We start from the raw sequence: 14,486 nt of genomic DNA, 5'->3' as shown, positions 1-14,486 counted from the left end.
CTTTGGGAAACAGTATCCGCCCGTAGGCGGGTACTGTTTTCCTGCTTTTAAAGGCTGATGATTAATCTTATGCTGCCGGGTCCGGTGCTTCTCCTTTGCCGTCATCCGGGTTTGGATTCGGGTTGGGATCCGGTTGCTCCGGGCTGATGGAACCATCATCGGAAGCCACCGCTTTTTGAACACTGACTTTACTTAGCATCTCTTTGAATTTGTAGCCCGGAGTGAAAATGATTTTCACTCTGCGTATCGTATCGCTATCTACCTCTTTTTCAGTATCCTGACTTTCGCAATTCATACCAGGACGGAAGCATCCGAAATCTCCTAATTGAACAGAGATGCCTTTTCTAAGGTTGAGATTTAATGTATCGATCAAAGCATCAAGTACAAATTTTACCGCTCCACTGGGGACCATTCCTACTTTGGTGATTTCCTCGCACAAATCTCTGAAATCCACCGTATTGGTGATTACATTTTGTGCTACATACTTTTCAGCTTTAGTTTTATCAAAGCCGAATGTTCTTTTTTTAATGACGTATCTAAGTGCCATAATTTTTTGTTTTTTAAATTAGTTACTTTATTTATCAATTCTCTTTGTGATCACGATGCAAAGATACTATGGGCACTTTCCGGGGAGGTGCTTTAACGGTCCTAGATGTACGTACTTTGATTCACTTTTATTTATTTTGTTTGTATGATTCTGATTTATAGATCCTTATATATTCTGCTTTAATAGCCATTTCCAAATAGGGAATATTTCAATCAGTTTCACGATACTCAAATGTTCTTGATAATCATAAAATATGCCGAAAAACGATGAACGTTGCAAGAATAAACACTATATTTGTACATATTACACTAAGATAATAGAGGTATAGTATGCTACATTCAAGCCAATCAGCCCCCGTTGTTGATGGCAAAGTCATGGAGTTTGTGATTTTTGCCATTGAGAGTGCCGCCCAGAAGTTGGGTATTCCGGCTCCTACTCTCTATAACCGTTTGGAAAAACTGAATCTTATCCGTCAATACCTGATAAGTGGATATGACATGCTTCACACCCAGAGTCGTGAGTACATAGCCGATACGTTGGTAGAAGCTCTTGAAAACTGGGAAGCCCATTATAAAGAAAAAGGAGAATCTGTATGAAGGTCTATCATGGTAGTACGCAGGCCGTAGAGTATCCTTTGGTCGGTGTCGGACGCGAAAACCTCGACTTTGGTAAAGGATTCTCAATCAACGTCTCATTGACGAGTGTCTCTCTTTCAAAGAATATGTAACAATAAAATAAACTGCGTTTATGATAGATGTATTAGTATGGAATAAATACACTCGTGTGGTGATGCAATTAGCGGAGCGTTTGAATATTTCTCCCGAAAAAGCATTGCACTTGTTCTATAATAGTAAGGTATATGCATTGCTTCTTAATAAACAATATCCGCTTATAACGTTGAGTGATGCCTACATCACTGATGAAATCATACTTGAGTTACAACAGCAATAATCTTGTTGTGGCTCTTAATTCTGTGTTCCAAGAGTTTATACCTTTATATATACAGTCAACTTTCCAACCCCTTCTTTCCGTATTATTCCGTCAGTGATAAAGGAATTTAATTCTTCAATAGCTACTTTTTTATTTCGTCCTGTCAGATGGCTATAATCTGTCCGGCTGATGAATAGGTGATTTTCCAAATATGTGTTGAGGCGCTCGCGACACGTCTCACGGGAGATACTATTTTTCTTAGGGCGTGTGATAGATTCTCCTCGTTGCAGCCTCATTTTGTCGCCTACTTCTTTCTTGAATGGACGACTTGCGCGGAAATTAATATTTTTCATTTGGACAGACGCTGCCCGAATTTCTTTTTTATCTTTAACCGGCGGACATTGCAACGATGTAGAGAAGAATCCGAAGTTTCCCATTTCTACATTCCAGCCGTCGGCTAGTAAATCCCGTGCTTCATTGGCAAAGGCTTCCATGGCTCCTGCCAATAAACTTCTGCTGATACCGGTAAATTTGTGGACACGATCCAGAAACTCTTCTTTATCTACGGTTCCTTTGGAGACAATACGGGCATGTAGCGGTTGTTTCTCTTCTTTGTTTGGACTAGGAGTCTCAAATAAGTCATATATTGCACTCATATACTAATGTTTAGTGGTTTTATAGTTACTGTTAAATCGTTCTACAGCTGTTGACTTTTAGTTCCACAGTTGTTTCCCTTTAGTTCCACATCTGTTATTGTTTCGTTCCATATTTGTGGAACGAATTGATGTGTGCTACAAAAGTAGCTAGTTTATACAAGAGAGAGGTGCTTTAATTGTAGAGTGGTTTCTTATATGAATAAGATAACTAATTGAAGCCTGTCTATTTATATACATACGCTTTAATTATACAATCATCATTCGTTTTCTTTCCTAAACATTATACCTCTCTCTTGTTATTTTCCGAAAAGTATTTGTACCTTTGTCATTGGAACGTAGCACGCCTTTGTGGTGTGCGATTGTGCGTTTCCTCGGCTAGTAGGAAATTGTAACGGATTTTTTAATGCATGCTGGGAAGACGCCTGTACTTCTATGACTTCTCATAGGGTACGGGCTGTCTGCCCGTATGCATTGGGTAGCCGTTACTACCTCCTACTAGCGGGATGTGACAGCTCCGTACTCTTTTATAATAAAAGGTACGGGACTAGTTAATATTATTAATCTAGTTCCGTTTTTTTATGTCAAATTGGCTCACAACAAAACAGATGTCTGAAAGACACGGCATCCAGGAGACGATTCTTAGAAATTGGGCAAATCTTGGATACATTACGAGTTCCCGAATCAACGATCAGTTGTTTTTGGATGATGAGAGTTTGGATGCTTATCTGGAAGCTCACAAAAGACTTGGTTTAGAAGCAGGTTACCTTTCTAAAATCGTAGAAGAAAAGAAACTGGAACGGGACTTTATCATTTCCAAATACGATGATCTACTATATGTATTGAGAACACAGACGACTTGTAAACCGCTATATGAAATAATCATTCGTGAACTGTCAGCATTGATTCTTCACCCTGTTACCCGCGATATCTTCTATTCAATTTCTACAGGAGAATCAGTAGCGAAAGTGGCTGATCGGCATCGAATTACCTATGGGAAGACATTGCAAATGTATAACTCTATACTTAAAGGGTTGAAACTGAAAAAAGATATATTGGCTACTTATCGAAAGCGTGCTATCGATGCTCGTTTTTTATCTTTGGCAGACAATAATAAGAATATAAATGTTGGGCAGGAGGAGTGGATACTTCAATTGCCTGTTTGTAAAGTAGCTGATACTCGGTTGGCTAATGTCTTGTATAATCAAGATGTTCGAACAGTAAAAGATTTATTGGAAATCGTATCGGGAAGAGGGTGGAAAAGTCTGTTGAGAATAGAAGGAGTAGGAAAAACTTCTTACTATCATTTATTATCCAAACTTCAGATGATAGGTGTTGTGGATGAAAGTCTGGATCGGATTCTTGCCGGATGCTCTAATGGTAGTTCGATAATAAATGACGGGTAGGACATGATTATGGAAAGAGAGATGATATAAAGAGGTTATTTTAAAGGAAAGATAGAGATTTCAACTTCTAAAATAGCCTCCTTATATTATATATGTATGAACATACCGTCTATCTCTCTGCCTCTATTGTATAAGTAAAGCTGTCTGCCCGGTAATATCCGACGTTGTATTCAATAGGTACTCCGTTCACATCATAAACAAATCTTTTCCTTATTAATATAGGGTCATTGGATTTTATCTCCAGTTTCTCTGCAATAAATTCCCCTGCAAGTCTGGCTGAAATCTCCTCCTTGCTGGTTTTTACCACTATATTATATTGGGTTTCCAGCATTTCGTATAATGGACGTGTATAATCTTCTTCTCCGGTCAGTGGAATATTGGGGTTGAAATAAGAGATGAAGTAAACAAACGGATATTCTTTTTTTCCTCTGACGCGCTCCATCACTACACAGCGAGTGTCGGGACTGGAACCTAAATCAAAGAACGTACCGATTTCTTCGGTTGCACGCTTTAAACTGATATGTAGCTCGAAATTGCGAATCTCTATACCTAACATCTTCATTTCCTGTGAGAAACTAAGCCAGTTCTTTACTCCGCCTACGATACCTTTCTTTACTACCTTCGTGCCGTAGCCTTTCTTGCGCACCAAAAGCCCCTCAAACACGAGTTTGTTGATAGCTTGTCTCAATGTGTTCCTTGAAATATGTAATTGTTCAGACAATTCGACCTCATTGGGAAATAGCTTCCCGTTTTTGTACTCTTCAGATTCTATGAGTCTTCTTAGTATCTCTTCTGCCTGAATATGAAGCGGTTTATCACTATTATGATCTAATTTCATATCTATCCTGATTGGTTTATTTTCAGCAAATATAAGATTTATCAAAAAATAATCCAAGTTTTGTTTGGAATAAAAATAAAATCTATATATTTGCACAATTGAAAGTATGTATGAACATATAAAATTTAAAAACGCTATAAACATGAGAAAAGCTAATTATGATAAATTTCCTTCTACGAAGCTGACGGGGATGCTTGTTCAGGGTTGGGATTCTATCATTTCTATGTTAAAAGAGAAAATGGATGCAAGAAAAGTGCTGGCTGTGGATTTATATACAGGAGTATATGAAGAAGAAGTGCTGGGTGCTTTTTCAAAAGAATTCTCCGGAAGAGTGATGAATGTACGTGATTTGATGAAACCGGAAAAAGAAATTCAAGCGTTGACAGAACGCTTCATGACTGAAGATGTATTATTCGGCTATGTCACCAATTTGAAGCTGGAAGATTATTTGGATGCGGATAAGGTGGCTGCTGCACGGAAGCAAATCAGTGAAGCAAAAGAAACCATTGTAATCATAGGTACGGGTGCTGCTGTTGTTGCTCCACAGGACGCAATGGTGGTTTATGTGGATATGGCACGTTGGGAAATCCAACAACGTTTCCGCCGGCATGAGGTAAAAGCTTTAGGTATAGACAATCGGAACGATGCTGTTTCTTTGCAATACAAGAGAGGGTATTTCAACGATTGGAGAGTATGTGATAGGTATAAGGAAAGATTGTTTGACAGGGTAGAATTCTGGATTGACACCCATGTGGCCGGGACACCGAAGATGATTGATAAGGATACTTTCTTTAAAGGGGTAGAGGCAACGGTGAACACACCGTTCCGGGTAGTTCCTTTCTTCGATCCGGCTCCCTGGGGTGGTCAATGGATGAAAGAGGTTTGCGATCTGGATCGTGAACGCGAAAATTTCGGCTGGTGCTTTGACTGTGTACCTGAAGAGAACAGCCTTTATTTTGAAGTGAACGGAGTGCGCTTTGAACTGCCTTCGGTTGATTTGGTTTTGCTGAAAAGTAAAGAGTTGCTTGGTGAACCGGTGGAGGCACGCTTTGGAAAAGACTTCCCTATTCGTTTCGACTTTTTGGATACGATGGGCGGAGGTAATTTGAGTTTGCAGGTGCATCCTACTACTCAATTTATCCGTGACAGTTTCGGTATGTACTACACGCAGGATGAAAGTTACTACATGGTAGACGCGGAAGAAGATGCCGTCGTTTATCTGGGAGTAAAGACAGGAGTGGACAAAGGAGCGATGATCGGCGATTTGCGTAAAGCACAAAAAGGTGAATTGGTGTTTGACGCAGAAAAGTACGTAAATAAGATTCCGACAAAGAAACACGATCACTTCCTGATTCCGGGAGGAACTGTTCATTGTTCTGGTGCCAACAGTATGGTGCTTGAAATCAGCTCGACTCCGAACCTCTTTACTTTCAAACTATGGGACTGGCAACGCTTGGGACTGGATGGAAAACCGCGTCCGATCAATGTGGAACGTGGTAAATGCGTTATCAACTGGAATCGCGATACGGAATATGTAAATGAACACCTTCGCAATCAGTTTACGGAAGTCGCTTCCGGAGAAGGTTGGGTAGAAGAACGTACCGGACTGCATCCGAACGAATTTATCGAAACTCGTCGCCACCGTTTCTCATCACCGGTGTTGCATCACACAAACGATAGTGTAAATGTACTGAATCTGTTGGAGGGAGAAGAGGCCGTAGTTGAGAGTCCTACTCATGCTTTTGAACCTTTCGTGGTGCATTATGCCGAAACATTTATTATTCCTGCCGGGGTGAAAGAATATACCATTGCCCCGTATGGTAAATCTGCAGGAAAAGAATGTGTAACGATCAAAGCTTACGTACGCTTTTAATAATGAAATAAATCATCTAATATCTTGAGAACTATGTATGAACATGATGAACGAATCGTAATGACGCTCGATGCGGGAGGCACTAATTTCGTGTTTTCAGCCATACAAGGCTGTCGCGAAATAGTGGAACCTATTTGCCTTCCGGCAGCGTCCGACGACTTGGAGCGTTGCTTGTCTGTTCTTGTAGAAGGTTTCCTGGAAGTTGAAAAACGATTGCCGAAACTTCCGGTAGCTATCAGTTTTGCTTTCCCCGGGCCTGCTGACTATGAGCATGGAATTATTGGTGACTTGCCCAACTTCCCGGCCTCAGGGGAGGAGTGGCACTTGGACCTTATTTGAGGGAACAGTTTGGTATTCCGGTTTTTATTAATAATGACGGTAATTTGTTTGCTTATGGCGAAGCCTTGGCAGGCACTTTGCCCGAAGTGAATAAACGCCTGAAAGAAGCAGGCAGCAGTAAGGTATATAAGAACCTGCTCGGAATAACGCTGGGTACCGGGTTTGGTGCCGGAGTGGTGATTGACAGCCGGTTACTGACCGGAGACAACGGTTGCGGCGGCGACGTCTGGATTATGCGGAATAAGAAATATCCCGAAATGATCGCGGAAGAAAGTGTCAGCATCAGGCTGTCAGGCGAGTATATCAGGAATTGACCGGAAAGGATGCTTCTTCTTTGACTCCCAAAGATATATATGATATTGCCGAAGGGATCGCAGAGGGAGATCAGCAGGCTGCTGTCCGGAGTTTTAACGAACTGGGAGAAATGGCTGGTGATGCTATCATCCGTGCATTGAATATTGTTGATGGTTTGGTGGTGATTGGCGGAGGAGTGGCCGGAGCGGCTAAATACATACTTCCGGGAATTATGAATGAGATGAATCGGCAGATCGGTACATTTGCAGGAGCTTCTTTCCCTTGTTTGCAGATGGAGGTGTTCAATCTGTCCGAAAAAGAGGCATTTGATAAATTTCTGGAGGAAAAAGACAAGATGGTGAAAATACCATTTTCGGAGAGAGAGGTGCATTATGCCTGTCACAAGAAAATAGGCATTGCTGTTTCTACATTAGGAGCAAGCAGAGCCGTTGCTTTAGGGGCTTATTCCTTTGCTTTGTCCCAACTTAATATCTTATAATATATGATAACTCTTCTATTAATTCAAATATAAAATGTTATGAAACAATCTAATCTATTGAACGCGCAATTTGCCCGCCGGCTTTTCAGAACGGCATTTTCGAGTTGGCAATTATTGGCTGTTATGTTGATTGTTTGTATGAATGTGGCTGTTGGTTCCAAACTGTATGCGCAATCTAATACAATCGCAGTGAAAGGTAAAGTAATGGCAGACGGGGAACCCGTGATTGGGGCTACCGTGCTGGTGAAAGGTGTATCTACGGGTACGGCTACGGATATGGATGGAAATTTTTCACTGAATGTTGCTTCAAAAGCGGTATTGGTAGTTTCCTCAATTGGATATGAAACACAGGAAGTTCCGGTGAACGGCCGCCAGTTTATCAATGTGGTGTTGAAGTCGGATGTGGTTACTTTGAAAGATGTGGTAGTGGTAGGCTACGGCGTGCAGAAGAAAGTCAACCTGACAGGAGCTGTGTCTTCTGTTTCTACGGATGAATTGGAAGGAAAGCCGATTTCCAATGTATTGGAAGCGATGCAGGGAACGACTCCCGGTTTGGTTATTCAGCAGGGAAGTTCTACTCCGGGTAGTGTTCCTTCTATTAATATCCGTGGATTGAATACGATGAACAACAATGATCCGTTGGTGATTATTGACGGAATTGAAGGATCGCTGGGCAATTTGAATCCGGCTGATATTGAGCAGATTTCTATTTTGAAAGATGCTTCTTCTACTGCTATTTATGGTTCACGTGCTTCCAATGGTGTGGTACTTGTTACTACCAAGAAAGGAAAAGCCGGTAAGGTGGAAATCTCTTATGATTTTATGTATGGTGTTCAGCAGCCTACTTCATTGCCTAAGATAGCAGACTCGTGGGTATATGCTGAACTGTATAATGAAGCGGCTGTTAATTCGGGAAGAGCTGCAAAATTCACTCCCGAGCAGATTGCGCAATTTAGAAATGGCGGTCCGAATGTAAATTGGGTGAAAGAACTGTATCACCGTAATTCTCCTCAAAGTTCACACAATGTTTCGATGACAGGAGGTAACGACCAGTTGTCTTACATGGCTTCTTTGGGTTATATGGATCAGAACAGTATGTTCAAGGGACCTGATTATGGTTATAAACGCTACAATGCACGTCTGAATGTAAGCCATAAGGTGACGAATAACTTTACATTGAATTTGACTTCTCAATTTGCCCGTAATGATATTAAAGAACATGCTTACTGGACGGAATGGATTATTGAGCAGGCAAACCGTATGCCACCGATTTACCCGATCAAGAATGAGGATGGCAGTTATAATTATCCTGCCGGAAGTAACTCAAACGGTTTGCAGCGTTTGGAAGAAGGCGGTTATCGCCAGAATGTGAATGATGAATTATTGGGAACCATACAAGCCGAATGGGAAGTATATAAAGGACTGAAACTGATCGGAAGTGCCGGTGGACGTGTTTGGAATAATAATTTGCATGAGAACCGGAAGGCCTCGAAGGTACGGGAGATAGTGAAAATAAGTTGACCGAGCAATTCTATCGTTCTAAGAATATCACTACCAATCTTATGGTGACTTATAATACGAAAATAGGGAAACACTCTATCGGTGGATTATTAGGATATGCTTATGAGGGTTTCTCTGAAAAGCAGTTCTCTACCAGTCGTTTGACGGAGGATTCTAAATATGATATTTTTGTAGGTGATTTGAGTGGGGATAAAGTTAGCAATGGTGGTTCGGCAAGTGACTGGGCTATCTATTCCGGTTTTGCAAGGGCCACTTATAATTATGATGAGAAATATCTGCTGGAATTTAATATCCGTAATGACTATTCTTCTTATTTTGCGAAAGGAAACCGTTCGGGAGTCTTCCCGTCTTTCTCGGCAGGATGGCGTATCTCGGAAGAAAAATTCTGGTCTGTACTGAAACCGTATGTTCCTTCTCTAAAAATCAGAGGTTCATGGGGATTGGTTGGTAATAACCGCATTGGTGCTTATCAATACATGCAGACGGTGTCTGTAAAGAACGGTATCAGTTTCGGCGACAAGCTGGCGCAGACGGCTGAATTTGCTTCTACAAATCCTGATCTCAAATGGGAAACTACCCGTATGGCTAATATCGGCTTCGAATTGGGATTGTTGAATAATGATTTGAATATTACTTTTGATTGCTTCAATAATCGTACAAAAGATATTTTGGTAAATTTACCGGTTCCCGGATTGTTTGGTAATGGTGCCCCGATTCAGAACGCTGGTAAGGTAGAGACGAGAGGATGGGAATTATCAGTAAGTTATCGTTTGAAGACCGGTCCGGTAGTGCATAACTTCGCCGGAAATATTTCGGATAGCTTTAATGAAGTAATAGATACACGCGGTACGGAAATTATCGGTGGCTCGGATGTACAGACAATTATCAAGGAAGGTTATCCGTTGTACTCTTACTATGCATATCGTTCGGATGGATTTTTCCAGAATGAGGAAGAATGTCAGAAAGGACCGCACTTGGAAGGTATTACACCGAAACCGGGAGATATTCGTTATTTGGATAAGAACGGCGATGGTGTGATTAAACCGGACGATGACCGTTTTATTGTTGGTAATGACTTCCCAAGATATACTTTCGGCTTCACCTATGGTTTGGAATATAAAGGTTTTGATTTCTCGATGATGTGGCAAGGAGTAGGAAAACGTAACAAGTGGATGCGTGGTGAATCTGTAGAGGCTTTCCATAATAACAATGAGGTCCTGTAATGGATTTCCATCAAGATCGCTGGACTCCGAATAATCCGGATGCTACTTATCCCCGTCTGACAATGGGTGCGGAATCTGCTAATAATGCAGCGAAATCAGATTTCTGGATTCAGGATGCTAAATACTTGCGTTTGAAAAATGCGCAGATTGGATATACTTTCTCGCAACAATGGATGAAAAAACTCTATGTCAAGAATTTAAGAATCTTTGCCAGTGTGCAGAATCCGTTGACTTTCACAAAGATGAAAGGCGGATGGGACCCGGAATATACCGGAGACGGCAGTGGTCGTTCTTATCCTGTGGCAAGAGTATATTCATTTGGACTTAATGTTAAATTTTAAACTGTACCGTGATGAAAACAACTATAAAGAATTTGATTTTATCTGCTGTCTTGGTAGTGGGCGGTGCCTCTTGTGTTGACTTGGATACGGCACCGTATGACAGAGAAACGGACTTGACTTATTGGGAAGAGGATCCTGAAGCAGCTGTCAAGGCGTTGAATACTTGCTATACCTATTTGGGAAATATGGACGAACAGCTTTATTGTGAAGCAATGACGGACAATGCTTATACCAAGCAACCGAACGATGCTACACAGAATATCGGTAATGGTTCATATTCTACAGCAGACCCTTACGTGAAAAAGGTTTGGGACGGACGTTATACGGGGATTCGTATGTGTAATGAACTATTGGAGAATATTGATCGCGTACCGGATTTGGATCCTGAATTGAAGAAACGTTATATTGGCGAGGCAAAAGTGCTTCGTGCTTATAATTATTATGAGTTGTATACGAAATTCGGAGATGTTCCTTATACTACCAAAGTGCTTTCTATTAAAGAAAGTATGTCTATTGCACGTACGGCCAAAGCCACTGTAATAGCAAATGTTTTGGCCGATCTGGATGAAGTGATTAATGGTAACTATTTGCCGACTTCTTATGATGCGGATAATAAAGGTCGGATTACCCGTTGGGCGGCAATGGCGATTAAAGCTAAAATCTATTTGTTTGAAGGTAATTGGACGCAAGTGAAAAATATCACTTCTACCATTATGACAGAGGGAGGCTTTAAACTCTTTGGAAGTTATGCAGGATTGTTTGAGATCGCTAATGAATACAACTCTGAAGTAATTTTGGATGCACAGTATCGTCCGACCAGTCGTGAACATCAGATGATGTATGTTTTCCTGCCGCCCACTTTGGGTGGATATTCCCAGCTTTCTCCTTTGCAGGAGTTGGTAGACAGTTATATTATGCTGGATGGAAAAACAATTAAGGAAACAGGAACATCGTTTGATGAAAGTCATCCGTATGCTAATCGTGACCCACGTTTGAAGGCAACGGTGATGTACACTGGAACTCATATACGTTGGCCGACGGAACAGAAGTTGTTATCAACTGTGAGAAAGGTGAAGGCAAAGATGGTTATGGGGTAGGTTCAGACTGTTCGGCTACCGGTTACTATATTAAGAAATATTGGGATAACACTTATCGTGCTACTCTTTATTCTGGTTTGAATCCGATTCTGATTCGTTATGCTGATATTTTATTGATGAATGCGGAAGCATTGGCAGAATTAGGAGAACTGGATAAGACGGCTTGGGATGCAACTATTAAACCAATTCGTGATAGGGCCGGATTTACACTTGCTTCAGCACTGGAATTCCCGGAAGGAGCTTCTAAAGATAAACTGATTGAGATTGTACGAAACGAACGTCGTTCGGAATTGGCATTGGAAGGACATCGCCATAAAGATATTATCCGTTGGAGAATTGCGGACAATGTATTGAATGGATGGTGTCACGGACTAAAGACAAATGATGTGGTAGGTACGGATGATGGATACGTTCGGGTTGAAAACAGAACCTTTAATGCAAATAAACATTATTTGTGGCCTATACCACAGGCTGAACGTGACTTGAATGGTAATTTGGAGCAGAATCCGAATTGGTAATTGGTTAAACGACTCAAAAAGGAATGATTATGAAAAAGATATTATGGATATGTTCAGTACTTCTGGCAATGGTTTCATGTCAGGAAGATTATGAATTGAACACGGATTTTGCAGTCCCTACAGAATTAAGTTCCCCTGCTTCTATCCAGTTGAATGTGTCATCTCCAACGCCTGTTGTGTTGTCGTGGTCAGGAGGTGGTGCGGCAGATGGCGGAATTGTATTGTACGAGGTGCTGTTTGATAAGGCAGACGGTGATTTTTCAAAGCCGCTGGCTACGGTGAAAAGTGATTTGGGAGCTGCGACCAGTTTGTCAATCACTCATGCAGCTATTAATACGATTGCCAGAAATGCAGGCATTTATCCTTTGGAAACCGGAGATATAAAATGGACGGTAAATGCTTCGAAAGGTGGAGTGGTGAAGAGAACCGACAAGGTGGCTACCATCACAGTAACTCGTGGAGAGGGAATTGATAATATTCCGGCTGAATTGTATTTATATGGTTCGGCTACGGAGAACAGTGGACAGGGGGGAATTCCGTTCCGTTGTGTAGAAGAGGGCGTTTTCCAGATTTATACGAAGTTATCTGCAGGAAATATATCATTTAAGTCTGCTACTACAGGTGAAACATTCAGCTATTATATTGATGATAGCTCGAAGTTAAGAGAAGGGGAGGGCGAAACGGCAGTCGCTGCTTCCGAAGAAGTAACCCGTCTGACTGTGAACTTTAATACAATGGCAATGACCACGGAAAAAATCGGTTCTTCTGTTCGTTGTATTTGGGGAGCAACATTTGGAGATATAGCTGTATTAGAGTATGCGGGTGATGGTAAATTTGTGGGAGAGGGTGATATCCGATTCCTTGATCCGTCCAAACCGGAAACCGGTGCTCCTGATTGGTTAAGTTGGATAGAAGAACGTTACTACTTTTTAGCAAAAGTAAATGGTGGTGATATGTGTTGGGGTAGAGGTGATGGCGTGAGTGCGAACGTCCGGTAGGTGGAGAACCTGCTTCTTTCTATGCTTTGTATGAATTCCAATGGAGTCAGTGGGATCATCTTTGGAAAATGAAAGGTAGTCTGGATTATACGCATGCGACTATCACTATCGATACGAATTCGGATGGATTGATGATACATACATTTACTAATGTGACTCCGATTAATTAATAAAACTAAGTTATGAAAAAGATAAAGACTATTTTAGCTATTCTTCCGGCACTATTATTCTCCTGTGCCGGAGATGACGTAGAGAAATATATCCCGCCTACACCGATTGCTCCGTCAGAACCCGGAGAGGAGGTCGTTTATCATAAACGTGCCAAAGAGCAGTTTGACTTGATTAATCAGTGCTACCGGATCAATAGTGGGGCAACAGAAGGACTGTATAATGAAAATTATCCTAAGAAAGACGGGGATAATTCCGCTTCTTTCTTGTGGCCGTATGACGGACTGGTTTCCGGAGCAGCAGCTTTGCATGCCTTAGGTTATGATGTGAATTATGCAGATATGGTAGACCAGTTTGAAGTTTATTATCGTACTCCTAGTGGAACTGTGGGTGGTTATGGTTCTCAAACCAATGGTACTACCGGTAGTGGAACACGTTTTTATGATGATAATTCTATTGTGGGGATTGAACTGGTAGAGGCTTTTAATTTGCTAAATAATCAAGATTATTTAACGAAAGCTAAAAGAATCGTTGAGTTCCTGCAAGCTGGTGAAGATGATATGTTTGGAGGAGGTCTTTGGTGGAATGAGGACCAGAAAGGACAGCAGGGAGTTGGTGATTCGAATAAACCGACATGCGCTAATGGATATGCAACGCTATTCTTGCTTGAATATTATTCTGTATGTCCTCAAGAGGAAAAAGCGGATGTGTTGGCTCTGGCAAAACGTTTATATGCTTGGACGTTGACTAACTTGCGTGATCCGGAGGATGGCTGTTACTGGAATGATAAACAAGCAGACGGATCCATTAATAAAACAAAATGGACTTACAATACAGGTGTAATGATTTCTAACGGAGTCCGTCTATACAAAATAACAGGTGAGCAGACTTATCTGGACAGTGCCATTGCTTCTTCCGAAGGTGCGTATAATTATTTTGTACGTCCGCTTAATGGGTTGGCGTTGGCTTATCCTGATCATGACCCTTGGTTTACAACCAAATTAGTTCGTGCATTTATTGATATTGAACCTTATTACAAAAATGCAGGCAATTATATCAAAACATTCATCAACTTCCTGGATTATGCATACGAAAATGCCCGTTTATCAAACGGACTGTTCTATGAAGACTGGACAGGAGCAACTCCAAAACGTGCTGAACAGTTGTTGATGCAGGATGCTGCGCTTGAATCTTTGGGAATGATTGCTTTGTACAAAGGAGAAACAGTGACAGAGGAATAG

The 14,486-nt window shown here is 41.3% G+C and carries 9 protein-coding genes and 4 pseudogenes; 10 read left to right on the top strand and 3 right to left on the bottom strand.

Translation table 11 applies throughout. From position 1 onward, the window contains the following. Positions 1–67: 67 nt before the first annotated feature. Entirely contained in the window at positions 68–547 is a 480-nt protein-coding gene (locus DXA05_RS02410) for an HU family DNA-binding protein (protein ID WP_004313515.1), read from the bottom strand. Between the two features lie 329 nt (positions 548–876). Between DXA05_RS02410 and DXA05_RS02405 the strand changes: the two genes are divergently transcribed. The 3 genes from DXA05_RS02405 to DXA05_RS02395 are packed head-to-tail and all read left to right on the top strand — an operon-like array spanning position 877 to position 1,498. Further along, the gene (locus DXA05_RS02405) at positions 877–1,143 is read left to right on the top strand and encodes a DUF3791 domain-containing protein (protein ID WP_004299387.1); all 267 of its coding nucleotides are present in this window, start codon (positions 877–879) and stop codon (positions 1,141–1,143) included. Next, positions 1,140–1,274, top strand: a complete 135-nt coding sequence (locus DXA05_RS02400; protein WP_004299388.1) for a DUF3990 domain-containing protein — start codon at positions 1,140–1,142, stop codon at positions 1,272–1,274. The genes DXA05_RS02405 and DXA05_RS02400 overlap by 4 nt, the downstream gene beginning before the upstream one ends. 20 nt (positions 1,275–1,294) lie before the next feature. Further along, a complete protein-coding gene (locus DXA05_RS02395) occupies positions 1,295–1,498 on the top strand; it encodes a DUF3791 domain-containing protein (protein WP_004299389.1) in 204 nt (67 codons plus the stop codon). Between the two features lie 35 nt (positions 1,499–1,533). On the opposite strand, the gene DXA05_RS02390 is transcribed toward DXA05_RS02395, so the two are convergent. Beyond that, on the bottom strand, positions 1,534–2,133 hold the full coding sequence (locus tag DXA05_RS02390) for a DsbA family protein (RefSeq protein WP_008641083.1): 600 nt from the start codon (positions 2,131–2,133) through the stop codon (positions 1,534–1,536). A gap of 605 nt (positions 2,134–2,738) precedes the next feature. On the opposite strand from DXA05_RS02390, the gene DXA05_RS02380 reads away from it, so the two are divergent. Continuing rightward, entirely contained in the window at positions 2,739–3,536 is a 798-nt protein-coding gene (locus tag DXA05_RS02380; RefSeq protein ID WP_118050346.1) for a hypothetical protein, read from the top strand. 109 nt (positions 3,537–3,645) lie between these two features. Here the strand turns inward: DXA05_RS02380 and DXA05_RS02375 are convergent, their stop codons facing one another. After that, positions 3,646–4,374: a GntR family transcriptional regulator gene (locus DXA05_RS02375; protein WP_004313528.1), complete on the bottom strand. Its 729-nt coding sequence runs from the start codon at positions 4,372–4,374 to the stop codon at positions 3,646–3,648. Between the two features lie 142 nt (positions 4,375–4,516). Between DXA05_RS02375 and DXA05_RS02370 the strand changes: the two genes are divergently transcribed. The 6 genes and pseudogenes from DXA05_RS02370 to DXA05_RS02345 all read left to right on the top strand — a co-directional run bounded on the left by DXA05_RS02370 (position 4,517) and on the right by DXA05_RS02345 (position 14,486). After that, positions 4,517–6,247, top strand: coding sequence for a class I mannose-6-phosphate isomerase (locus DXA05_RS02370; protein ID WP_087317278.1), 1,731 nt, complete (start codon positions 4,517–4,519; stop codon positions 6,245–6,247). Between the two features lie 33 nt (positions 6,248–6,280). Continuing rightward, positions 6,281–7,379 (top strand): annotated as a pseudogene (locus tag DXA05_RS02365) (ROK family protein). Between the two features lie 39 nt (positions 7,380–7,418). Continuing rightward, positions 7,419–10,464, top strand: a pseudogene (locus DXA05_RS02360) (TonB-dependent receptor). Between the two features lie 11 nt (positions 10,465–10,475). Beyond that, positions 10,476–12,079 (top strand): annotated as a pseudogene (locus DXA05_RS02355) (RagB/SusD family nutrient uptake outer membrane protein). A 29-nt stretch (positions 12,080–12,108) separates the two neighbouring features. Further along, positions 12,109–13,247, top strand: a pseudogene (locus tag DXA05_RS02350) (SusE domain-containing protein). Between the two features lie 12 nt (positions 13,248–13,259). Continuing rightward, positions 13,260–14,486, top strand: a complete 1,227-nt coding sequence (locus tag DXA05_RS02345; RefSeq protein WP_008024907.1) for a glycoside hydrolase family 76 protein — start codon at positions 13,260–13,262, stop codon at positions 14,484–14,486.

This window comes from Bacteroides sp. AM54-2NS (genome assembly GCF_003602935.1).
GTDB lineage: Bacteria > Bacteroidota > Bacteroidia > Bacteroidales > Bacteroidaceae > Bacteroides > Bacteroides xylanisolvens.
This window is presented reverse-complemented; position numbering and strand designations above follow the sequence as displayed.